The 24,059-nt window shown below is 37.6% G+C and carries 15 protein-coding genes; 10 read left to right on the top strand and 5 right to left on the bottom strand.

The features are described 5' to 3' along the window. Positions 1-113 precede the first annotated feature (113 nt). On the bottom strand, positions 114-2,666 hold the full coding sequence (locus tag K5G00_RS01545) for a M14 family zinc carboxypeptidase (RefSeq protein ID WP_238763705.1): 2,553 nt from the start codon (positions 2,664-2,666) through the stop codon (positions 114-116). A 345-nt stretch (positions 2,667-3,011) separates the two neighbouring features. On the opposite strand from K5G00_RS01545, the gene K5G00_RS01540 reads away from it, so the two are divergent. The 7 genes from K5G00_RS01540 (at position 3,012) to K5G00_RS01510 (ending at position 12,657) form a co-directional block, all read left to right on the top strand. Beyond that, a complete protein-coding gene (locus K5G00_RS01540; RefSeq protein ID WP_238763702.1) occupies positions 3,012-5,732 on the top strand; it encodes a carboxypeptidase-like regulatory domain-containing protein in 2,721 nt (906 codons plus the stop codon). A gap of 46 nt (positions 5,733-5,778) precedes the next feature. After that, positions 5,779-6,816 (top strand): DUF4249 family protein, encoded by a 1,038-nt coding sequence (locus tag K5G00_RS01535; RefSeq protein ID WP_238763700.1) that lies wholly within the window; start codon positions 5,779-5,781, stop codon positions 6,814-6,816. 91 nt (positions 6,817-6,907) lie between these two features. Next, the gene (locus K5G00_RS01530) at positions 6,908-8,002 is read left to right on the top strand and encodes a DUF4249 domain-containing protein (RefSeq protein ID WP_238763698.1); all 1,095 of its coding nucleotides are present in this window, start codon (positions 6,908-6,910) and stop codon (positions 8,000-8,002) included. After that, positions 7,995-9,662 carry a hypothetical protein gene (locus tag K5G00_RS01525; RefSeq protein ID WP_238763696.1) on the top strand — a complete coding sequence of 556 codons (1,668 nt, stop codon included), beginning with the start codon at positions 7,995-7,997 and terminating at the stop codon, positions 9,660-9,662. Before K5G00_RS01530 ends, K5G00_RS01525 begins: the two co-directional genes overlap by 8 nt. Beyond that, a complete protein-coding gene (locus tag K5G00_RS01520) occupies positions 9,659-10,384 on the top strand; it encodes a hypothetical protein (protein WP_238763695.1) in 726 nt (241 codons plus the stop codon). Before K5G00_RS01525 ends, K5G00_RS01520 begins: the two co-directional genes overlap by 4 nt. A 218-nt stretch (positions 10,385-10,602) precedes the next feature. After that, a complete protein-coding gene (locus tag K5G00_RS01515; RefSeq protein ID WP_238763692.1) occupies positions 10,603-11,367 on the top strand; it encodes a hypothetical protein in 765 nt (254 codons plus the stop codon). Positions 11,368-11,379: 12 nt separating this feature from the next. Continuing rightward, positions 11,380-12,657, top strand: coding sequence for an LVIVD repeat-containing protein (locus K5G00_RS01510; protein ID WP_238763688.1), 1,278 nt, complete (start codon positions 11,380-11,382; stop codon positions 12,655-12,657). Between the two features lie 506 nt (positions 12,658-13,163). Here K5G00_RS01510 and gdhA read toward each other — a convergent pair. After that, entirely contained in the window at positions 13,164-14,519 is a 1,356-nt protein-coding gene (gene gdhA, locus K5G00_RS01505; RefSeq protein ID WP_238763686.1) for an NADP-specific glutamate dehydrogenase, read from the bottom strand. Positions 14,520-14,906: 387 nt separating this feature from the next. Between gdhA and leuS the strand changes: the two genes are divergently transcribed. Beyond that, a complete protein-coding gene (gene leuS / locus K5G00_RS01500; RefSeq protein WP_238763683.1) occupies positions 14,907-17,558 on the top strand; it encodes a leucine--tRNA ligase in 2,652 nt (883 codons plus the stop codon). Positions 17,559-17,579: 21 nt separating this feature from the next. Here the strand turns inward: leuS and K5G00_RS01495 are convergent, their stop codons facing one another. The 3 genes from K5G00_RS01495 to K5G00_RS01485 form a co-directional block, all read right to left on the bottom strand. After that, a complete protein-coding gene (locus tag K5G00_RS01495; RefSeq protein ID WP_394800850.1) occupies positions 17,580-17,885 on the bottom strand; it encodes a hypothetical protein in 306 nt (101 codons plus the stop codon). Between the two features lie 364 nt (positions 17,886-18,249). Next, positions 18,250-20,655: a TonB-dependent receptor gene (locus tag K5G00_RS01490; RefSeq protein WP_238763678.1), complete on the bottom strand. Its 2,406-nt coding sequence runs from the start codon at positions 20,653-20,655 to the stop codon at positions 18,250-18,252. Between the two features lie 86 nt (positions 20,656-20,741). After that, on the bottom strand, positions 20,742-21,185 hold the full coding sequence (locus K5G00_RS01485) for a hypothetical protein (RefSeq protein ID WP_238763675.1): 444 nt from the start codon (positions 21,183-21,185) through the stop codon (positions 20,742-20,744). A 335-nt stretch (positions 21,186-21,520) separates the two neighbouring features. Between K5G00_RS01485 and K5G00_RS01480 the strand changes: the two genes are divergently transcribed. Together K5G00_RS01480 and K5G00_RS01475 are read left to right on the top strand one after the other, a co-directional pair. After that, complete coding sequence (locus tag K5G00_RS01480) at positions 21,521-22,378, top strand: YitT family protein (RefSeq protein ID WP_238763673.1); 858 nt, start codon at positions 21,521-21,523, stop codon at positions 22,376-22,378. Position 22,379: 1 nt separating this feature from the next. Beyond that, on the top strand, positions 22,380-23,666 hold the full coding sequence (locus K5G00_RS01475; RefSeq protein ID WP_238763671.1) for a M23 family metallopeptidase: 1,287 nt from the start codon (positions 22,380-22,382) through the stop codon (positions 23,664-23,666). The last annotated feature ends 393 nt before the right edge of the window (positions 23,667-24,059 follow it).

Here is a 24,059-nt window from a genome sequence, read left to right as displayed (position 1 = left end):
AAAGAAAATTCAGGTCTTAAATGGCTGCCTTTAAAATAAGGAAAATAAAATACCTTCCTTAATTAATTTGTTTATACTGAAGGCATTTACAAAGCAACGGATTAAGCGCACTTCTACTGAATAATATCTCCAAAGAATACTCCGTTCATAAACATTTTATTGGTTCCAAGCCAGAATCCACGGAAGGTCATGTTTTCATAAAAACTAATCAGATTCCCGCGACCAACTGATTGAACTGAAACCACCGGTGCATTTTTTATTCGTTCAATATTTTTTTCTGAAACATAACCGCTCACATAAGGTTCGGAAGTATATTTTACCGGTTCTGTGTATTTTTTATCCAGAGTTTCAGCAACAGAAGCACCGGTTTTAAAAAATGCCAGGTTGTTTCTTGTATATCCGTAACAAAGCGGGTGCGTGATATCCATTTCTGTATTCAAAATTATTCCGCTTATCGAGTGAATGTTATATTCTTTTGAACGGTCGGCATACGAAAAGTTCAGGGTGGTATCATTTTCAATGTTGTTTTTGAATTTGGTTTTTCCTATTTCGTTTTTGCTTGCCCAGGAAACCGCATTTTTATAAGCGATTAAAGTTCCGCCATCCTGCACCCACGATTTTATTTTTTGAACATCAGAATTGCCAAGTTCATAGTACGAACCACCAGGCATAATCAATGTTGTATACTGGCTTAAATTTACTGAACGTAAATCTCCGGTTTCAGTCAAACAAATTGGAATTTTAAACCGTTGATCAAACATGTGCCATATTTCCCCGGCATCACTGCTTCTTGTGCTTCCGGCAACAAGCATTAAAACTTCGGGGCGTTTTAATACATCAAAATTACCACTTCCCAAATCAATTCCTTCCGGCGAGAGTCCGGTGTCCATTCCGTAAAAATCGACGCCTGTTTTTTTTGCAACTCTTGTTACGAGGCTGTAGATCTGGTTTTCATCCAATCGCTGACCACTTACCGGAATCAGAATCGTTCCATAAGTAAAATTTTCCTTTTTCCCTTCAATGTCAAAGGTGAAACTTTTGGTGGCAACCTTGGTAATAAGCCCTGCTTTTTGAATTGTATACAAAGCTTCCGGTGTGTAAAAGTCGTTCCAACGGAAAAGATAAGCCAGATTGCTTTTTCCTCCAACAATTTTTCCCTCTGGGGTTTCGGAATAGATTTCTGCAGACGATTGTTGAATATCTTTTAGTGCAGTGATCTCTGCATAAGGAATATCGTATGCAAAAGGGAAAGTCCATGTGGAAACATCGTAGAATGTGCTATCGGTAAAAGTAGTCGCCTTTCCAAAAATCGACTTTAAAAGCCGGTATTGAATTTGTTTTACCGGAACAACAAAAGACTGATTCGCTTTAAACAGGACTCCTTCTTTAATAATATCCTTTTGATTTGTATAAACTTTTATTTGGTGTCGGTTCAACAGGTCGATAAACAATTGTGTTTTCATTTGATCGTTTTCATCACCAAACAAATAAGCTTTTACAGCGTCTTTTCCTGCCAGACCGAAAGCTTCCACATTACATTCTTTTTGGAAACGGAGCAGTTCATTTTTCAGGTTTAAAGCTGCTTCCAGTGTCGAAAGTGTAACCGTAAACTGGTTTCGAATGGCAAATGCAAGTGTTTTTTTTCCGTTTATGGTATTTCTTGTTCTTCCTCTAAAACCAGCTTGCTCGAACAGGATACCTACGCTTCCGTTTACATCGGGATACGAAGAACCTTTCCCAAAGTAATAGTCGTCATATTGTTCTTCCGAAAAATAAGGTGAACCAATTTTATCCAGAAACTGAGCATGGTAACCGGCAATTTCGTGCGTGAGTTCATAATTTTTTTCAGGTGTTAACGGGTTATTCCGGCTTGGTACACCCGGTTGAAAGAAAAAAGTACTGTTGGCTCCCATTTCATGATGGTCGGTAACAATATTGGGTTTCCATTCATAAAACTTAGCAACCCGTCCACGACTTTCGGGATGAACCTGTAAAAGATAGTCGCGGTTTAAATCGAACCAGTAATGATTGGTTCTCCCCCCCGGCCATACTTCATTAAACTGCCTCGACTCTGATTTACCCACCGGAACGTAACTCTGATGCATATTGGCCCAGGTGCTGTGTCTTGTAAATCCGTCCGGATTTAAACACGGATCAACTAAAATTATCGTATGGTTTAAAAGCCGGTCAATTTTATCGCTGTTTGCAGCAGCCAAATAGTAAATTGTTAGCACCGAAGAGTTGGTTGCACTCGATTCATTCCCATGGACGCCATATCCCAGTGTTACAACCAGTGGAACATCATCGGCATTTAAATTTGAATTGACTTCCGAAAATGAATTATGGAGATTTTTTAACTCCTCAAGTTTTTTTTGATTCTCCTGCGAAGTAAAAATCATATGAACTAAAGGTCGGTTCTCATACGACCGGGCATATTCCTGAATAATTGCCCTTCCTGATAAACGATTTATCTCATGGAAATAGCTTAAAATTTGTTCGTAATTTAAATGCCATTCTCCGATTTTTTGTCCAAAAAATTCCTCGGGCGTAGGAATATTCTTATCATAGACAACATCTTTTGGAAGGAAATATTCCATTGTTTCCTGTGCACGTGCAAATAGCGAAATGCAGGAAAACATAAAAATTGCAAACAGAATTTTTTTCATTTTGATCAAATTAAACAGCCTGTAAACAGTATTTTGAAGTATTTAAATATTGGAAAAAAAAATGACGGAATCAAAAGCTGAGCTAAAATTGTGTGTAAATGTTAATTTTGGGTTTAATTTTTATGCACGGAATAGCATTCATTTGTAATTAGTTTATTGGAGCATTTGTTTGAAAAAAAATAAGCATTATGTTTTAGAATATAATTCGAAGAGTAGGGTTTTTTGAATTTAAATTGTAATCTTTACAAAAAACATTAAATTTTTTTATAACACACAGCCCAAAATATCACGAATAGAATTGTTTGTTGACCTAAATTAAAATAACTTAAACTAATCAGAACCAGGTTGAAACCAAAACACATTTATACATTATTTATTTTGTGGGCAATATTAGCCTGTTTAATTTCCCGGGAAGGATATGCTCAAAGCATTGATGAAATTCAAATTAGCGGTAATTTCCAAGATGTACCCCTTTCTTCTTTTTTTGATGCACTTGAAGAACAGTATGGTGTACAAGTCTATTATAAAAGGGCCTGGGTTGACAAATATTCTGTAAATATTTCATTCAATAATAATCCATTGTCGCGCGCCTTGAACAGTATTTTTGTGAGTCATGAGTTAACTTATGAAGTTTTTCAGGATAATTCCATTGTTGTTTTTCCACGGAGATTAGATACTAGATCCAATTTAGAAGGTGTCAACCAAACTTTGGTAATAGGAAATCCGATAAACAAAGGACGTTACAAAAAAGCTTTAATTACAGGTAAGGTAATCGATGGGAAAACAGGAGAACCACTTCCCGGAGCGGTTATTTACAATTCGAAACTTGATAAAGGTGCAACAACAGGTAGTGGCGGATCATTTAAGTTTGAACTGCCAACGGGAGAACATTATCTAAGTATTTCATTTATGGGATTTCAGGGCTACGAAAAACAAATCAACTTAATTGAACCCGGAGAGGTTGAATTTGAGCTTTTTGAAGAATCGCACAGTATTGGAGAGATTTTGGTTGTGGCTGATGAGTTCAACACATCACGTACCCAAATGAGTATGGTCCAGATGAGTGCAAAAGATATAAAAAACCTTCCTTTATTAATGGGAGAGAGAGACGTGATGAAAAGTATTGTAATGCTCCCCGGTATCCAATCGGTGGGTGAACTTTCATCTGGATTTAATGTGCGTGGAGGCAATTCGGATCAGAACCTTATCTTGCTCGAAAATTCGCCTATTTTTAATACTTCACATTTATTCGGATTCATATCTGCTATCAATCCTGATGTGGTAGAAGACATGAGAGTATTTAAAGGCGGTTTACCGGCGCGTTTTGGTGAACGTGTTTCATCAATTATGGAAATTGAAATGAAGGACGGGAATGAAGACAAAATAAAGTTCTACGGAGGGTTGGGAGTCATTAACTCAAGACTCGCACTTGAAGGGCCACTTACAAAAAATAAAAAACTTACATTTATTGCCGCGGGCAGAATGTCGTACACTAATTGGGTGCTCAAGCAAGTTCCTGATGCTGATATTTCCAATAGTGTAACTGATTTTTACGATGTAAGTGGAAAGATCTCCTATAAATTTGATAAAAATAACTGGCTAAATATTTTTGGTTATGCAAGTAATGATGAGTTTAGTACCAGTGCTCAATCTATAAATGATTACGGGAATGCCTTATTAAATTTTGAATCACATAATAAATACGGCGAGGAATTAAATGCTGAGTTCAACTTATCTTTTAGTCGATATAAATTTCGATTGACAGATTTTGCAAATGGGAAGGAATTTGAGGCTTATTATCTCGACAACCAGATTCAATATGGCTCAGCAAAATATAACCTTATCTGGCACCCGCATCCGCAACATAATATTCAGGCTGGTTTTAATGCCATTAATTATTTGAATGATCCGGGCAAGATTACTCCTGTAGCTGAAAATACGATCATAAATAGTGATGAACTTGACAGAGAAAATGCATTTGAGGGAGCGCTTTTTTTGAGTGATGAGTTTGACATTTTCCCTGGATTAACTGTAAATATTGGTATGAGATACAGTTTGTTTGCACTTTTGGGTGAGAAGACTGTTTTTTTATACGATGAGAATCAGGCAAAAAGTGCATCCACTGTTGTTGATTCACTTGTTTTTGATAAAAATGAAATTGTAAAAAGATATGGAGGTATTGAACCTAGGTTAGCCTTAAACTGGGAAACGGATGGTGGTTACTCCTATAAAGTAAGTTACCAGAGAACAAAACAATACATAAGTCAAATAAGTAATAATGCTGTGATGTCACCCGCAGAAATGTGGAAGACCAGTGATTACGATCTCGAACCTCTGGTGAATGACCAAATTGCTATAGGAGTTCAAAAAGAGAATATATTCAATGAGTATTCTTTTTCTTCGGAGTTGTACTACAAGCAACTTCATAATTTGATTGAATATAAAAACGGTGCGCAAATTATTATGAATAAACATCTTGAAACCGATTTAATTCCTTCAGATGGTTATTCTTACGGTGTCGAGCTATCGCTCAGAAAACCATATGGTCGTTTAACAGGCTGGATGAACTACACATTTTCCCGAACCATGCGAAAAACAAACGGTGAGTTTGACGACGAACAGATCAATAAGGGAAAGTATTATCCGTCGATTTACGACAAACCACACGATTTATCAATTGTTGCTAACTATAATATAAGTCGCAGATGGCGTGTTTCCGGGAATTTTGTGTTTATTTCGGGCCGTCCGGTTACTTTGCCTGAAGTTACCTACCAGTATGCCGGTGAAACGTTGATATATTATTCGGATAGAAATAAATACCGTATGCCACCATATCACAGGTTTGATATTTCCGTAACTTTTGATGAAAATCTGCGGAGAAGAAGAATGTGGAAAGGAAGTTGGACGCTTTCTGTTTATAATTTATACGGAAGAAAAAATCCATATTCTGTTTATTACAGGAAAACCATTGCTGATGGCGGAACAGATTATAAGTCGTATTCTTTGTTTAAACTGGCAGTGATTGGAATACCTGTTCCTTCAATAACGTATAATTTCACTTTCTGACATGGTGAAGCAACTTATATATATCATCTTATTAATTCTGTCAATTGTGGCTTGCGAGGAAATTTACAGGCCGGTGCTTGAAGAGGTAGATGATTTATTGGTTGTAGAAGCTGTTTTAGTTTCAAATCAAACAGAAAACGAAATATTTTTATATAAAACAGTTAATTTCAATAACTGGGATAATAGTTATCCTGTTGTTTCCGACGCGCAGGTTTATGTGGTTGACGAAAACAACAATCGCATTCAATGTGAAGAAACTGCCCCCGGAACCTATAAATTAGTTTATCAGTTGGAAGCAAATGGTTCATATTATCTTTATATTGAATATGCGAGGGAGAAATACCAGTCGAAGGTGCAAGCGGTTCCCGAACTTCCGGAAATAGATTCAATGTATACTGATTTTACAACAAAAACATTTGTTTCCGGGGTTTCAAATTCAACAGACAAAATTTCAACGGTGGAAGGAATTCAGGTATATACAGATATAGACTATAAAGGCGGCCTGAATCATTATCGTTTTTATGCCCGTAAAATACTTCAGCATATCGATTTTTTTGAAGAAATAACAGGAATGTCTCCAATACCTGATGTATTTGCCGAGTACCGTTGGATGTCTTATTATCCTACCGGAATTTTTAATATTGCCGGTCCACGGGAATACAGTTCAGAAAAAAGTATCATAAAGCATGAACTGGATTTTTTCGAATCCAATTATAATAAATATATAGACGACAGTTTGCTTTTTTCTGGCTGGATATATATTCTTTATCAATATGGAATAAATGAAGACACGTATAATTTTTATTCTGATTTAAACAGCCAGTTGGATGCTGAGGGTAAGATTTTCGATCCAGTGTATACCCAGACAAAAGGAAATATTTCGTGTATTTCAGATTCTACAAAGGTAGTGCTTGGCAATTTTGAAATTTCATCTTTTAGTGAAAGACGTTTTTTCATTGATTACAGTAAATTTAAAGATACTGTAACTGCTTTTGAAACAATTCCTGATTTTTATGATATCCCTGAAAGAGGACAGCAGAAAAAAATTAAGCCGGAATTTTGGGTTCCATATTTGAATAGTTAAAACATGCGTGAACAACCTGAAAATATCACTTTATTCGTATCGAAAGTTTTGCTTCTTGTAAAATTGGCTTTGCCCTGAATTTTATGTTGAAATGATAAAACGAATTATATATATTCTAATGGTCTTTTTTACGATTGTGGCTTGTGAGGAAATTTACAAGCCTGATTTGGAGGAGGTAGATGATTTATTGGTTGTCGAAGCTGTTTTAATTTCAAATCAAACAGAAAACGACATTTATTTATACAAAACGATTAATTTTAACAGAGAAGATAATTCTTACCCGTCTGTTTCTGGCGCACAGGTTTACCTGGTAGACGCAAACAATAATCAGGTGAAATGTGAAGAAACTGCTCCGGGAGCCTATAAACTAAATTATCAACTGGATGCAAACGGTTCGTATTATCTTTATATTGAATACGCCGGAGAAAGGTATCAATCGGGCTTACAAACTGTCCCCGAACTTCCACATATTGATTCTGTTTACACTGATTTTATAACAAAAAGTGTTGTTGTCGGCGCCTCGAACTCAACAGATAAAATCACAGAAGTGAGAGGCGTGCAGATTTATGCAGATATGAAGCATAAGGGAGGAGTGAATCATTACCGTTTTTATGCCAGGAAGATTGTTCAGTATATAACTTATTTCGATTCAATAGTGCTTCCTTCATTGTTTCCTCAGGAATTTTCTGATTTCCACTGGTCTTCGTTTTATCCAAAGGGTACCTATAATATTGCCGGGCCTCAGGAATTTAGTACTGAAAAAGATATTACCATGCATGAACTGGATTTTTTTGAGTCAGATTACAGCAAGTATAAACCACTTGATGGTCTGTTTGCGGGCTGGATTTATATTGTTTACCAATATGGAATAAGTGAAGATGCCTATAATTTTTATTCCGATTTAAACAGCCAGCTGGATGCTGAGGGAAAAATTTTTGATCCCGTTTACACCCAGACAAAAGGAAATATTCAGTGTGTTACTGATCCTGAAAAAGTTGTATTAGGTAATTTTGAAATTTCTTCTTTTAGTGAAAAGCGTTTTTTTCTTGATTATAATAAATTTAAGGATACGGTAAGAACTCTTGAGAGTATTCCCTTCTTCTACGATATTCCTGAAAGAGGTCATCGTAAAATTACGAAACCCGATTTTTGGATTCCAAATTTCAATAATAAAACAAATGAATGAAAAGTTTGGAAATATTAGTTTGTATCTGTCAAGTATTTTGCTTCTGATTGTTTTGACTATACCAACAAAGGCTCAAGAACAAATTTATTTGTTTCCCGACAGAAGTTTGGCAGTTTCAGGTGATACCATCTGGTTTAGTATCAGTGTTTTTAACAGTGAACAGGAGGAAATGAGTAATGTTGTTCATGTTCAGCTCGATAATATGGAGAATACTCACATTTCAAAAGTATCAGTACTCTGCGATAATGGAACGGGAACAGGTTATATTCCCGTTCCTGATTCGCTTTCCTCCGGGATATATGCGCTTCGGGCGTTTTCGCTAATACAAAATAGTAATTATGAATCAGAGGTAAACCAGAGGTTTGTTACCGTTTACAACCGGTTTGAAGAAGAGCTGTTTACATTTGATTTTCCGTTGCCGGAGAATGAAATAAAATATCAATACAGTACTGCTGTACATATTGAAACGGAAAAGGAAGATTATAAAAAAGGAGAGGAGGTTGTTGTCAGTTTGGATATTTTGCAAGATGTTTTGGCCAATACTTCTCAGGTAATAGTAACAGCAGGATTGGAAGAGGCTTCTAACGTGGATTTTGCAACTTCCTGGTATCCGGCAGCTCATAAATCGGCAGTAAAATTGCCCGTTCCTGTGGTGGAGAAAAACGGAATTTTAGTTTCAGGGAAAGTGCATTCTGCGGAAGATAATCAACCTGTACCCAATGCTGTGGTTATTCTTAGTATTCCGGATTCAATTCCATATCTTGATTATTGTGTTTCGGACTCATTCGGTGTTTTTTATTTCTATTTGCGGAATGCTTTTGGAACAGCCGATATTGTGTTACAGGCACTAGCAAAAAACTCAATGCCATGTACCATTGATTTGTTTGAGGACTATATTGATGCGGACAGACTTGTCGTTTCAGAAAAGATGCTCAACCACGAAGAATTGGTATTTGGCGAGAGTGTGATAAAAGCGTCCTATTTTACGAAGCTTTTTAGCGGTTATAAAATCGAATCTTCTCGCTCTTTCGCAATGCAGCGGCAGTTTAGGCATCCGTTTTATGGCGAGCCAACTAAAACATTTTATCCCGATTTGTTTGTCGATTTGCCTGATTTTCAGGATGTATCCCGCGAAATTTTACACGGTGTGCAATATCGCGAAAGAAAGGGGGAGACAACAATCAGGTTATTAAATCTGGGAGGAGATGCCGTTTTTAAAGAAGAGCCTTTAAAATTACTGGATGGTATTCCCGTTTTTGATCCCGAAGTGTTTGCACCTATGGGCACAGACGATATTGCCCGGGTAGATGTGGTTTACGAAAAGAAGTTTTTTGGCGACTTGTCATTTTCAGGAATCTTGTCGATTTATACAAAGAACAGGTCATTAAGCTGGGTTGACGTAAATCAGTCAACAGGGCATTTTGAATATCCCTGCTTGCAAATGCAAAAAACATGGAGTTTTAAAAACCATGATGTTGACAATACTCACATTCCGAATTTTAGAAGGGTATTGTACCGAAATAAATTTGACTCTTTAAACGGTAAAAAAGAGTTGCGTTTTGTAACGTCAGATTTAAAAGGAGATGCTATAATTCGCGTGATTTTGATTCAGAAAGACCAAAAAGTATTATATAGTCAAAAAATAATAAAAGTTGAATGAATGTCCGGGGTAAAATAGTAATGTCGGTTTTGGCCGTTTTTATGGTCGCAGCGGTTTCTGCTCAGCAGTTTTATAATTCTGTAAACCCTTTAACCACAGCATCGAACACATTAAATTATAAACTCACCGGTAACCAATATTATTTCTGGCCGAAATATATTGGATCGGTATATTTAAATGAAGAATGGTGTCATGCAAAGCTGGAGCTTGAAAATGGTGATATCTATGAAGACGTATACGTCAAATTGAATACTTATCTCGATGAAATGATAATGTATAACGAGAGAGTAGGCTCTGTAATCTCACTCGATAAAACTATTATTCACGAGTTCGAAATGGAACAGGGGTATGGAACTTATGGTTTATTTCGAAAAGTTAATTTTGATAGAATTCCTAAAGGTTATCACTATGTGAATGTGTTGTACGATGGTAGTGTAAAGCTTTATCTTTGGCATAAGACAGAGGTTGTAAAAAGGTCGCTGTACAAAGATGAAATTCATGGAGGAATGCGGGATTCAGAATACAAGCATATGTTAAACTATTATATCATTTTTCCTGATGGTTCGATGAATAAAGTTTCTCTAGACCGCCGTTCTTTCTTGCAGCTTTTCCCTGAACAAAGAAGAACATTAAAAAGACTATTCCGAAGAAATAAAATTCATTTTTATACTGCAACTGACCTCGTTCAGGCAACAAAAATTATTGAAGAAGAAATATTTTAATGCCTTTTTATATTTGACCGTATTTTCGGCACTGAGAATAAATAGGTTTTCTATATAGTATTTCCGCAAAAGAACCCAAATGTTAAAAAGTTTTTAGGTTAACGCAACCTTTTGCATCTGCTTTCCCATCTTCTACAAAATTACAAACAAATGATTTTCAAACCTGTTGTCTGAAAGGCAGAAAAGAAAATTCATTTAGCCGTTTAATAATTAAGCTTATGAAGAAATTGTTGCTCTTCTTTTTTGCAATTTTTGTTGCATTTCCGGTTTTTTCACAATTGGAAAAAGGACACATTCATTTAAAAAACGGAACGGTATTAAAAGGGAAATATCAATACTCCGATGATAAAATCCATATCATTTCAGCGGGAAACTTATGGACATTTGAAGCCTCAGAAGTAGATACAATAATAGATACCCGAAATAAAAAATTAAATTTTAACAGAAATTTCTCAGGCGAATCAGCACTTTTCTACAGAATTGAAGCAGGGCTTCTGGTCGGTAACTCACAAAACAGTCAATCGGCCCCTTTTAGTTTGACGGGTTCTGTAAACTACCGGCTTGAGCCTAGGTTTTCTTTAGGTGTGGGATTTGGTGCCGAGTTTTTTAATGAATCCTATCTGCCGGTATTTTTAAACCTGGAATATAAACTCAACGATAATTTTTCTTCACCTTATGTTTTTTTGAAAGGAGGTTACCAAATTGCTTTGGAGGATGGGAGTATGTTTTATTACGATGTTTATCCTGCATGGAACAGCATTTGGCCAGGGTATTATTATGCCCAGGATAATCTGAATGCAAAAGGGGGAGTTCTGATACATCCGGGCGTTGGGTATACACATATGTTTTCGTCAGGTATCGGGATGTCGTTCGCAGTTGGATATCAGTTCCATCGTCTGCAGTACAAAGCTGAAGAAGATGATTACCGGCTCGATGTAGACTATAACCGGTTGGTAATAAAAATCGGGATTCTTTTCAATTAAAATCATTCGAACATGAAGACGATCAGAAATATATTCACATTACTAATTTTGTTTGCAGGAATAAATTCCTGTATGGATGAATACACCGAGGTTTTTACCGCTAATTCACCGGTTTATATGGGCTGGGACGAATTGCGGACCTCGGTAAAAATGGCGGAATCACGTGATTTGATAAATCCCGGTAAAATTTACTTTAAAGACGGCTATATTTTTATCAACGAAGAGCTTAAAGGAATTCATATTATCGACAACCAGGATCCAACTAACCCACAAAATATAGGTTTTATCGAGGTGCCGGGTAACGTCGACATCGCCATAAAAAATAACATTTTATATGCCGACAGTTATGTTGATTTGGTTGCCATTGATATTTCAGATATAAGCAATCCGCAGGAAGTAAACAGAGTTGAAGACATTTTTCCGTACACAACACCTCCATACGATGAGGAGTATCGTGTGGCCAAAGTGGATGAGGAAAAAGGTGTGGTAATTGACTGGGAAATTAAAGAAATTCGTCAGGAAATGGAATACCATTATTATCCTGTATTTCGCGGTGTAGATGAGGCGTTTTATGCCATGGATGCAGCGAATGGTGGCGGATCATCAAACGGAAGTGCTTTTGGTGTAGGAGGCTCAATGGCCCGTTTTGGTTTGTATAATGATTATCTCTACACCGTTGATAATTCAATGTTATATATGTTCGATGTAAATAGTCCGGAAAGTCCGAGTGACATAGGTAATATGAATGTGGGCTGGAATATTGAAACCATGTTCATCACCGATGGACACATGTTTTTCGGAACCCGGGATGGTATGCTCATTTACAGTCTGGAAGTGGCGACTGTTCCCAGTTATATCGGCCAGTTCTGGCATATAACCAGTTGCGATCCTGTGGTAGTTGCAGATGGTTATGCCTACGTTACTTTGCGTGGAGGAAATGCTTGTGGCAGCAACGTTAACCGGCTCGATGTATTAGAGCTTTCCGACGATTATACTGATATAAGCTTACTCGAATCCTACCCATTGCACGGACCTTACGGTTTAGGCATTGACGACCAGACGTTGTTTGTTTGTGACGGCGATGCCGGTTTAAAAGTTTACGATGTGACAGACAAACAGCACATCGACGACCATCAAATTGCGAGTTTCCCAAATATCAACACATACGATGTTATCCCGGTAAATGGATATTTGTTTATGATAGGAGACGGAGGATTCTATCAGTACGATTATTCAGATATCCAGAACATCTCCCAGGTTAGTGTTATTCCAGTTGCTACTGAAGAGTAGATCTTAAAGCTAACCAAAGTTAAAAGCCCGGTGAGTGGCCGGGCTTTCTTCTTTGTCATGCTACAGTAATATTTCTCGCAGTTGTTCTTGATTGGGCAAAAAACGCAAAGCGATCGGAATCACCCTGGCTGTTTATTAAAATTGTAGACTGTCGATTACCATGTATATATCGAATCATGTGTTGTCAGCTACCAAGCAATTTTCCAAGCTTGTTGAACAGAAATTTTTTAGCACTATCTCATAAACTGTATAAATAAAAATACCGGTTAAGAATGGTTTAATCGGGAAATCACCAGTTACTAAACATTTTATTTGTTTACTGTCAGACAAAAAATGAACGATTGCCACTTCACAGTTCTCAGGCTTTCTCATCTGTTGGCGACTGTATTTCAACCCGAGGTTAAAAAATAAAATGGGATCGATAATTTTTTTGTCAGTAAAAATGAAAAATCCGGTCTCAAAAGTGAAACCGGATTTTGTATTTATATTGAAAGTCAGGTAAAGAATTATACAAGTCCCTGTGCCATCATTGAATTGGCGACTTTAACAAATCCTCCAATATTTGCACCTTTTACGTAGTTAACAAAATCATTGTTTTCTTTGCCGTATTTGACACACATTTGGTGGATGTTTTTCATTATCGAATGTAATTTGTTGTCCACTTCCTCTCTGCTCCAGGCAAGACGCATACTATTTTGAGTCATTTCAAGCCCCGAAACGGCAACACCTCCCGCATTTGCAGCTTTCCCGGGGCCAAACAGTATTTTTGAATTCAGGAAATGGTGTACTGCATCCATTGTGCTTGGCATGTTGGCTCCTTCGGCAACCGCTATACATCCGTTTTCAACCAGTGTTTTTGCTTCTTCTCCGTTAATTTCATTTTCAGTTGCACAGGGCAATGCAATATCGCATTTAATACTCCATGGGCGTTGTTTATCCAGGTAGCTTACACTAAATTTATCAGCATATTCACGAATCCTGCCCCGGTGAATGTTCTTTAACTCCATTACAAAATCAAGTTTTTTCCGATCAATTCCATCCGGATCATAAATAGAACCACTTGAATCTGAAAAAGTGATAACTTTTCCACCAAGCTCAATTACTTTTTCAGCTGCAAACTGCGCTACATTCCCCGAACCTGATATCACTACAATTTTGTTTTTAAAACTTTCTCCAATGGTTTCAAGCATTTCTTTTGCAAAGTAGACGGTGCCATAGCCGGTAGCCTCCGGTCTTATGAGTGAGCCTCCCCATTCAACACCTTTTCCGGTAAGAACACCGGTAAATTCATTTCGTAAACGTTTATATTGTCCAAATAGGTAGCCAATTTCGCGTCCGCCAACGCCGATATCCCCCGCTGGTACATCGGTGTACTGACCAATGTGGCGCGCGAGTTCAGTCATAAAGCTCTGGCAGAAACGCATTACTTCACTGTCCGATTTATTTTTCGGATCAAAATCAGAACCACCTTTTCCTCCTCCCATGGGGAGAGAGGTCAGACTATTTTTTAACACCTGTTCGAAAGCAAGGAATTTCAATATACTTTGATTCACAGTTGGATGAAAACGAAGCCCTCCTTTATAAGGACCAATCGCACTATTCATTTCAATTCGGTAGCCACGGTTGATGTGAATACTTCCCTGATCATCGGCCCAGGGAACACGAAATTGAATTATTCGTTCCGGTTCAACCATTCGTTCAAGGATTTTAGAATGAAGGTATCGGGGATTTTTCAAAAGAAAGTCGGATAATGATTCTACAACTTCTTCCACAGCCTGGTGAAATTCATGCTGAAGTGGATCTTTTGTTTTTACATATTGCATAAAATCATCTACAAATGCCTTTGGATCATTGATATTCATGATGTTCCGGTTTTTATATTTCATAAATCAATTTACAAAAAGAAAGAGGTTTGTACCAACTTGTTTTTCAGCATATTGTATTTCTATTGTTTGGATAGAATGAAAAGAAATATACCCTGGAGTTTATAATTCAGAAGTTATTCTGGTTCTTTGCTTTAAAAGTATTACGAACAGGATAAGTTATTGAAACTCTAAATATGCTGGGAAGTTCAGTTTTTCTCAGATTAACATGCAATCGCTTGGTTTTAATCCTCTTTGATGTCGGAGAAACTCTTTTTTGAAAATATCAAAGGTTTTATAGCAGCATCGTTTAAAGCAACTCCATCCTTTGGACAAAATCTTTATCTTTGCGGCTTTAAGTTCAGAATCTTATTCAAAAAAGAAAAAATGGAATATAATTTCGCGGAAATAGAACCCAAATGGCAAAAGTATTGGGAGGAGAATAAAACGTTTAAAACTCCCGACGATTTTTCGAAACCAAAATACTATATCCTTGATATGTTTCCATATCCGTCGGGTGCGGGTTTACATGTTGGCCATCCGGAAGGTTACACGGCCACAGATATTTTAAGCCGCTATAAAAGGATGAGAGGTTTTAATGTGCTTCATCCGATGGGATATGATGCATTTGGTTTGCCTGCTGAACAATATGCCATTCAAACCGGAACACATCCGGCAATAACCACGAACAAAAATTGTGATAATTTTCGTCGCCAGATAAAATCAATTGGTTTAAGCTATGACTGGGACCGCGAAATAAATACCACCGACCCAAAATATTTTAAATGGACACAGTGGATTTTTAAACAGTTATATAACACCTGGTTTGATGAAAAACAGCAGAAAGGTCGTCCTGTTTCGGAACTGGTTGTACCCGATGAAATTAAAGAAAAAGGCGAAGAGGCCGTAAAAAAATATATCGGAGAAAAGCGTCTGGCGTATTACGACAATGCTCAGGTTTGGTGGTGCGACTCGTGCAAGACGGTTTGTGCCAACGAAGAGGTTTTAACCGACGGTTCGCATGAAAAGTGCGGGAATCAGGTGGTTCGTAAAAATTTGAAACAATGGTTGCTTCGTATTCCTCATTACGGGGAAAGACTATTAAGCGGATTGGAGAAACTTGACTGGCCGGAAGGTGTAAAAGATATGCAACGCAACTGGATCGGAAAGTCAACCGGTGCAGAGGTAGATTTTGAAATTGAAGATTTAGAGAAAGATTTACGTGTTTACACCACCAGACCCGATACTTTGTTTGGTGCAACATATATGGTTATTGCACCTGAACATGAATGGGTAAATGAAATTACCACTTCAGATAAAAAAGATGCAGTTGAAACTTATGTAAAAGCTGCGGCATTAAAATCGGATTTGGATCGTACTGATTTGGCAAAAGAGAAGACCGGGGTTTTTACCGGGCGTTATGCCATTAATCCGGTGAATAACAAAAAAATACCGATTTGGGTAGCCGACTATGTTTTGATGGGATACGGGACCGGCGCAATTATGGCAGTTCCCGCGCACGACACACGCGACTTTGAGTTTGCAAAAGAATTTGATATCCCGGTGGTTTGCATCCTGGATCCGAAAGATGTTGAGAACCGTGATGAGATTTTGAAAGGAGATGCTTGCTGGACCGAAGATGGCGAATACATCAACTCAGCAAATAAAGAAACCGGGTTGGATATAAACGGATTAAACAAAGTAACCGGAATTCAAAAAACGGTGGAGTGGCTCGAACGTAAAAATTTAGGTAAAGCAACCGTGAATTTTAAATTGCGCGACTGGTTATTCTCCCGCCAAAGATACTGGGGTGAGCCTTTTCCGGTAATTCACTGGGAAGATGGAGAAGTTACTTTGGTAGAAGATGAAGATTTGCCACTTGAATTGCCTGATCTTGAAGAATATAAACCAAGTGAAACCGGTGAGTCTCCGCTGGCAAATGCTAAAGATTGGCTTTTGGTTACCGACAAAAATGGCAGAAAAGGACGACGCGAAACCAACACTATGCCCCAATGGGCAGGTTCGTGCTGGTATTATTTGCGTTACATCGATCCTTTGAATGAAGATTCAATTTTTGATGTAAAAAAAGAACAGTACTGGATGCCGGTTGATTTGTACATTGGCGGTGCTGAACATGCAGTATTACACTTGCTGTATGCGCGTTTCTGGCACAAAGTATTGTTTGATTTGGGAGTTGTTTCTACCGATGAACCCTTTCAGAAATTGTTTAACCAGGGGATGATTCTGGCATTTGCGTATGAAACAAACACCGGTGCAAAAGTTTCTTCTGATTTGGTGGAGGAAAAAGAAGGTAAATATTTCCACACAGAAACCAGGGAGGAACTGAAGCAGATTGTGGCTAAAATGTCAAAATCGTTAAAGAATGTAGTGAACCCGGATGATGTAATTGATCGGTATGGTGCCGACTCGTTACGTTTATATGAAATGTTTATGGGCCCACTTGACGAACGGAAACCATGGGCCGAAAATGGCGTGAAAGGGGTGTTTAATTTTTTGGGTCGCGCTTACCGTTTTTTTGCAGAATCTGAGAATATTGTTGAAGGAACAGAAGATAAAGAAGTAGCCAAATTACTGCATCAAACAATTCAAAAAGTTGAATTTGATTTGGAACATCTGAAATTTAACACTGCAATTTCTGCATTGATGGTTTTTAATAATCTGGTTATCAAAAAAGGAAAAGTAAACAAAGAAACGGCTGAAACATTTGCAAAAATATTGGCACCGTTTGCCCCTCACATGGCCGAAGAGCTTTGGTCGAAATACGGGAACAGCAAAACATTGGCATACGAAAGCTGGCCGGCTGTTGATGAAAGTTTGTTAAAAGAAGATAGTTTTGAATACCCCGTTTCGTTTAACGGGAAAATGCGATTTAAAATTGAAATTGCTTTGGATATGCCAAAAGACGAAATAGAAAGAGCTGTGTTGGCCGATGAAAAAGCACAAAAATGGCTGGAAGGTAAAACAGTAAGGAAATTTATTTTTGTTCCCAGGAAAATTATAAATGTTGTTGTGGGATAAATTTGAATAAACATAAAATAATTATAAAAGAAGACCGGGTAGATTTATTTCTACCCGGTCTTCTTTTATATGAATAAGGAGTTCTTTAAGTTTCAATACCAGTATTTGGTCCGGAGGGCGGTTTATTCCTCTGAAATAAGTTAGCATCGAATGAAAGTGTCCTTCGAGGTATTCTGAAGGTTTTACCATTTTAGCTGTGAAATCAGTAGGACATTCAGAACATTTCAGTATCATTGGGCTTTTAATTTTTTCCATTGTCTCTTTTATCAAATCATCCGAAAGAAAAAATCGAAGCATACAAAACTCATCATCAAAATACTGATGAATTATCTCAGCTGTCCACTCCCCGTTGGTTGTTTTGTATGTTTTTTTCCGATCGGGAAATAAACGAGGTAGTCATTTCTGGAAAAAATTCCTATTTGCTCTGCATCAATCGGGCAGGTATATTCCAGACAAACCGTGTCTTTAAATTGGAACCGGTTAAAACGAAGGTTCTCTTTGACTATTTTATGAAAGTTCAGTATTTTGTTGGATTTTTTGTATGTGTCAGAAAAAAGTTGATTATGTTCGCGAGAACAAAGAAAAGGATATTTAGGTATTGATTTTTGTTGAATTTGGGGAGTCGTTACAAGATGCTGATATACAGTAAAAAGAAAGTCGGACCTCATATTAGCCCGACTTATCGATATTTTTAGAATTTTTGTGTTAAAGAAAGAAAGAAATTTCTTCCCGGTGCAGAAACTCCTGAACTGTAAGAACGATAACGCCGATCTGTCAGGTTTTCTATTCCGGCACTAAACGATAAACTGTTGTTTACATTGTACATTCCTTTAAAATTGAGTGTACACCAGGCCGGGGAATAAGGATTTCCATTTTCATCCAGAGCGTAGATTTCCGTTTTTTCCTGTTCACTTACAGCCAGGTCGTCATAGCTATATTCAGCCTGGTACGCAGCATAAAGTTCCAGTCGTAATAAATCAGTAACGTAAGTAAGTTTTGTAATTCCAAAAACAGGTGCTGCATGACGCGAAGGACTGGTTGTTCCGTCATCAAGTTCTTCTTCTCCTTTTTGATAATTAAAATCAGAAGAAAAACCAAATCCTTCCGGTAATTTTACTTCAATTCCTGCCTGAATACCGTATACATTGGCTTCAGCTGCATTTTGAATCGCTTGCACTTTACTCATCATTCCGTCGTACATGATGCTGTCTAAGCCATTTAGTGTAAAGTCGCGACGAACTAAAGCATTGTTCAGTTTAGTGTAATATGCAGAAAGATCAATTTTAACAATATCACCAAAAATTTTTGCTACTCCCAGATCAGCAGAATATGCATACTCTGCATCCAAATCCGGATTTGGAACAACAACTGCTCCGGGTTCTGAATCAAAAACTTTGCCCATGTCGTCCACATTGGGAGCACGGAAAGCTGTAGCTAGGTTGGCAGAGATGACCCAGTCTTCTGTTGGGCGAAAAATTCCTCCAATACTTCCGGTTAAGGCTCCTTTATTCATGTTGGCTTCTGTAAAAGGAAACGGATAGAACCGGGTGTCAAATTCTGCATCAATTTTGAACTGGTTATAACGGACTCCAGCCTGAAGTAAAAACTGATCCGAAATCTTAAACTGGTCGTTTAGATAGAAGGCTATCGACTGCCATGTAGCCTGAGGATAGCGTGATGGCCCATCCTCAATAATAGTTGTGCTGATGTCTTCCACTTTCCCGGTCGATTTCACATCATTTAGAACATATTCGAGTCCGTAATAAAGCGTGTTTTTTGTTCCCGTAGATTTTACAAAATCAAAATTTGCAGAGTAGGCTTTTACTTTTTCTGTATTGGTTGTGCGGTCACTTTTATTCAACGAACGATCGATTCGGCTTTCTTCAAAAGCCTGTTGGGCTAAACGTAAAGTTGACTGGTCGTACAACACATTGTCTCCTTTATGTGTAACGCTAAAATTATTCATCATCCAAATTTGCGGACCATAATTCCATTCCGCATAACGCGGCAGTCCGTTTCTTATCCGGTTATGCCTGTCGTATCGGCCATAAGGAGAAGTTTCGGAATAGTGGAATCCATATTGAAAGTCAAATTTTTCTGTAGGTCTGAACTGGACTTTCTGCATCATGTTTATTTGTGAATAAGCCGTTGGGATTTGCAGCAACTTATCGTCCTGATAAATTACAACATCAGTTTCATCTTGTCGCTGAATGTGGTAGGGTTTTATGTATTCGTCGGGACCATGACTTCCCTGCCGCAGATGATCATAGTCGAATGAACTGACACTGGTTACAAATGCCCATTTCCTCCAACCTACATTCACATCAAAATGCCCTGTTTTTTCGTTATTTGCAGATGAATATCTTGCTACGGCTTTACCCGAAATAAGTGTGGATTCGGAGTAAGACAATTGCGGTGTTAGTGTCTGAAAACTCATTACGCCGCCAATGGCATCGCTTCCGTATATTACCGATCCCGGTCCGAATAGTACTTCTGAGTTTTCCAGAGAAAACGGATCAACGGATATGACATTCTGGATATTTCCTCCACGGAAAATAGCTGTATTCATTCTTACTCCGTCAACGGAGTATAGAAGACGGTTGGTTGCAAAGCCGCGAATCATTGGGCTTCCGCCACCCTGTTGGCTTTTTTGAATAAATACTTTCCCCGAAATCCCAAGTAGGTCAGCGGTTGTTTGTGGATTTTGCATTGAAACTTTTGCTGGTGAAATGGTTATAACTTTAAGGGGAATGCTACTTGAAGATTGTTGCCATCTGGCCGCTGATACAACAACTTCATCAATATTTAAATTTGTTTTTTCAAGTTCAATGCTAAAATCTTGAGATTCAATGTCGGAATAGGTAAAAGAAACCTTTTTATATCCAAGAAAAGTTACATTGATCTTTTCCGACCCTTTAAAGTCGGTAATATCCGACTGCCCGTTTTTATTTGTTGTTGCGTATGCTTTCGGCGACTCGCTAATTAAAACCACAAACTGCAGAGGTTCCCCGCTATCGTTATCTGTTATTGTTATTGTTTGAGAAAAACCCGAAACGGCAAGTCCTAGCAATAACAATAACAAGTATATATTTTTCATTATGCTTGTTTTAAACTGTATTTTGTCCTGAAAGGACATAATTTTTCCTTTTGCGTTATCCGCGTAGCTGTTTGTTTTTTATTTTGTTAGGAAAATTTGGGCGGTGGTTTTAATGGTGTCAGAAAGAAAGATGAATAAAATATAAAATAGTCCGGGTTTATTTTTTTTATGTTCCTGGCAAAAATCTCTTCAATTTTTTGAACTTCCTGACAAAAAGGAGTTGGGATAAAAGTTACAGTATTTTGGTGATTTTTGTTGCTCCGTTTTTCCTCAGCCTGCTCAAATTCTGACAGTTTTTCAAGTTTTCGGTTAAGTTCTGTCTCTTCTTTATCCCACCAGCACCAGTAGTAAACCGAGTCGCCAACTGTTTTTGTGCGAATAATATCATACATCTGCTCGTTGTATTCAAACTCTCCGGAATGCTCCCATCTTAGTTTTGTTTGTGTTTCTTCCAGCGTGAATTTTAATAAGATTTTTCTTTCACCCTCCTTTTTTGAACTCAATACATGGTTTTTGACTTGCGTTTTCACTACAAGCTTTTTTTGTTGTAACCACAGATAGACTCCGGAAAGCTGAGAGAAAAGTATAAATACCAGTAATATGACAGCGACTTTATCCTTCAACAGATTTCTTTTTGTTTTTACAAATATATTAAGGTGTTGCTTAATTAACATGATATTTAATATAAAACCAGAGTTAGTAGCCTTTTTCCAAAAATATTCAATGTGTTTTAAATCTATGTTAATTCGATTTTCTCTGACAAAGCTCACTATTTTTTAGTAAAGCGGTTTGTTCTTTTGCGCCCGTTTTAAACTATAATTCACAGGAAATCATTTATTTTGCGATGTTTACACATTTTATTGAAATGAATCCAAAATTAGCGACAGCTCTTAAAGATTATGTTATTATAACCTTTGGCTTGTTGATGTTCACAATGGGGTGGGTTTTGTTTCTGATCCCCGCAGAAATAACAGGCGGCGGTGTGAGTGGTATTGCTGTTGTTGTTTATTTTGCAACAAAAATTCCGGTGAGTTTGACTTTCCTGGCAATTAATGCGGTTTTGGTACTTGTAGCAATAAAAATACTGGGAGCAAACTTTGGAATAAAAACCATTTACAGTATTGCCGTTTTAACCCTGTTTTTTGCCCTTTTTCAGAATATTCTGAAAAAGCCGATTGTGGATGACACTTTTCTATCGGCGGTTTTGGGCGGAATGTCAGGCGGAATTGGTCTGGGGATTGTTTTTTCACGGGGCGGAAGTACCGGAGGCACTGATATTTTTGCCATGATAGTCAATAAATACAGAAATATAAGTCCCGGAAGAATTATATTATATTGCGATGTAATAATTATTGCCTCTTCGTATTTTGTATTTCAATCACCTGCAAAACTGGTGTATGGTTACGTAACGATGTGGGTGGTTTCTTATTCGCTTGATTCTTTTTTGAGCGGGGCAAATCGTTCGGCGCAAATGTTTATTTTTTCCAGGAAATATGAAGATATAGCGAATTTTATTAACAATGAGGCAATTAGGGGTGTTACAATATTAGACGGAATGGGATGGTATACAAAGGAAGATACTAAGGTCATCATGTCGGTCGTTAGAAAAAGGGAAACCAGTGCTATATTTAGAAAAATAAAAGAAATCGATCCGGAAGCATTTATTACCATGGGAAGTGTAATGGGAGTGTACGGACAGGGATTCGAAAAACTAAGATTGTAAGATGGGATTATTGAAGGAAAGATTTTTAAAGGTTATTTTTGGGGTATTTTTTATTGGTATAGTTTTTTCGTGTCAGAACAAAAAGTCAGGGAAAAATGTTGGCGAAAACGTTGTGCCCGACACATTGATTCCGATTGAACCGGTATTAAGATACGGAATTCCCATTGATTCTTTTCATCTGGTAGAAGGCGTGATAAAATCGAATGAATATCTCAGCGAAATTTTAAATGATAATGGGGTGGGCATGGTTACCATAGATAAGCTGGCGCGAAAATCAAAACCCATTTTTGATGTTCGTAAAATACGTAGCGGACAAAAATACACAGTTTTCCAAACTGCCGATTCATTGCAGGAAGCCCGTTATTTTGTATATGAAAATTCTCCTACAGAGTTTTTTGTTTACGAGTTGTTCGATACGCTGAAAATATATCGGGGTGAAAAAGAAGTAATGACCCGGCAGCGAATAGCACAAGGCGTAATTGAAACATCGCTATGGAATTGTATGGAAGATAATGATTTAGATCCAATGCTGGCCCTGGATCTTTCGGATATATTTGCATGGACAATCGATTTTTTTGCCATTCAAAAAGGTGATCGCTTCAGAGTAATATACGACGAATTGTTTGTAGATTCCATGTCGATAGGAATTGGTGAAATTTATGCAGTTCAGTTTGACCATTACGGAGATGAAAATTATGCTTTTCGTTTTTTTCAGGAAGAACGCTACGATTATTTTGATGAAACGGGTGTGAGTCTCCGCAAAGCTTTTTTAAAAGCTCCTTTGCAATTTTCGCGCATTAGCTCAAGGTTTTCAAATTCCAGAATGCATCCCGTTTTGCGCATTCGCCGTCCACACCACGGAGTGGATTATGCTGCGGCCAAAGGGACTCCGGTAGTTAGTATTGGAGACGGGACTGTAATTGCCCGCGCTTATCAGAAAAATGGGGGCGGAAATTATGTAAAAATTAAACACAATTCGGTTTATACAACTACTTATATGCACCTTTCCGGTTTTGGTAAAGGAATAAGCACCGGCTCGCGTGTGAAACAAGGTCAGGTTATCGGCTATGTGGGTGCTACAGGTTTAGCTACCGGTCCACACCTTGATTTTCGGGTTGCAAAAAATGGAAGTTATGTCGATCCTTTAAGAGTAGAGGCTCCGCCTGTAGAACCGGTAAAGGAAGAAAATTTACCGGAATATATGATTTTGAAAGATTCATTGATCAATGAACTTCAAAAAATTGAGTGGGCGGGGGAAGAACTTATTGCCGAAAGCCAAAAACAATAAAGCGAATTGTTTAAGACTTTTCTCGTTTGACAGATACAATTGTTTCGTTCGTATTTTACGCAGTAAGAAATCTGCTTTTTTTTCCAAAGAATAGTTGTGACCTTTTGTCGGCCAGGTAGCACAATGAATTTAGCCATCAATCCTGCCGATTATTTCCCTAATTTTTTTTCAAACAATTAAACATAAAAGTATACCCCTGCTTTTGAGAAAAGAAAAACGGTTTGTACCTTGCAATCATCAAAGAAGATAAGTTTGCCCTGGTTATAACACATGGATTAAGTACCAGATTAATAAGAGATATTATACCCCGGCAGTTTTTCTGAATATTGGTGTTTTGAATTGTTTGAACACCATTTGTGTATGCGGGAGAATTAATACGATATTTTGCTTTTG

Origin of the sequence: Maribellus maritimus, from assembly GCF_022267315.1 — a bacterium.
Lineage (GTDB): Bacteria > Bacteroidota > Bacteroidia > Bacteroidales > Prolixibacteraceae > Draconibacterium > Draconibacterium maritimum.
This window is presented reverse-complemented; position numbering and strand designations above follow the sequence as displayed.

Excerpts from the sequence above, each read along its gene's own strand:
- K5G00_RS01545 (WP_238763705.1), bottom strand. The coding sequence starts at position 2,666 with ATGAAAAAAATTCTGTTTGCAATTTTTATGTTTTCCTGCATTTCGCTA.
- K5G00_RS01530 (WP_238763698.1), top strand. The coding sequence starts at position 6,908 with ATGATAAAACGAATTATATATATTCTAATGGTCTTTTTTACGATTGTG.
- K5G00_RS01525 (WP_238763696.1), top strand. The coding sequence starts at position 7,995 with ATGAATGAAAAGTTTGGAAATATTAGTTTGTATCTGTCAAGTATTTTG.
- K5G00_RS01520 (WP_238763695.1), top strand. The coding sequence starts at position 9,659 with ATGAATGTCCGGGGTAAAATAGTAATGTCGGTTTTGGCCGTTTTTATG.
- K5G00_RS01515 (WP_238763692.1), top strand. The coding sequence starts at position 10,603 with ATGAAGAAATTGTTGCTCTTCTTTTTTGCAATTTTTGTTGCATTTCCG.
- K5G00_RS01510 (WP_238763688.1), top strand. The coding sequence starts at position 11,380 with ATGAAGACGATCAGAAATATATTCACATTACTAATTTTGTTTGCAGGA.
- gdhA (WP_238763686.1), bottom strand. The coding sequence starts at position 14,519 with ATGAATATCAATGATCCAAAGGCATTTGTAGATGATTTTATGCAATAT.
- leuS (WP_238763683.1), top strand. The coding sequence starts at position 14,907 with ATGGAATATAATTTCGCGGAAATAGAACCCAAATGGCAAAAGTATTGG.
- K5G00_RS01490 (WP_238763678.1), bottom strand. The coding sequence starts at position 20,655 with ATGAAAAATATATACTTGTTATTGTTATTGCTAGGACTTGCCGTTTCG.
- K5G00_RS01480 (WP_238763673.1), top strand. The coding sequence starts at position 21,521 with ATGAATCCAAAATTAGCGACAGCTCTTAAAGATTATGTTATTATAACC.
- K5G00_RS01475 (WP_238763671.1), top strand. The coding sequence starts at position 22,380 with ATGGGATTATTGAAGGAAAGATTTTTAAAGGTTATTTTTGGGGTATTT.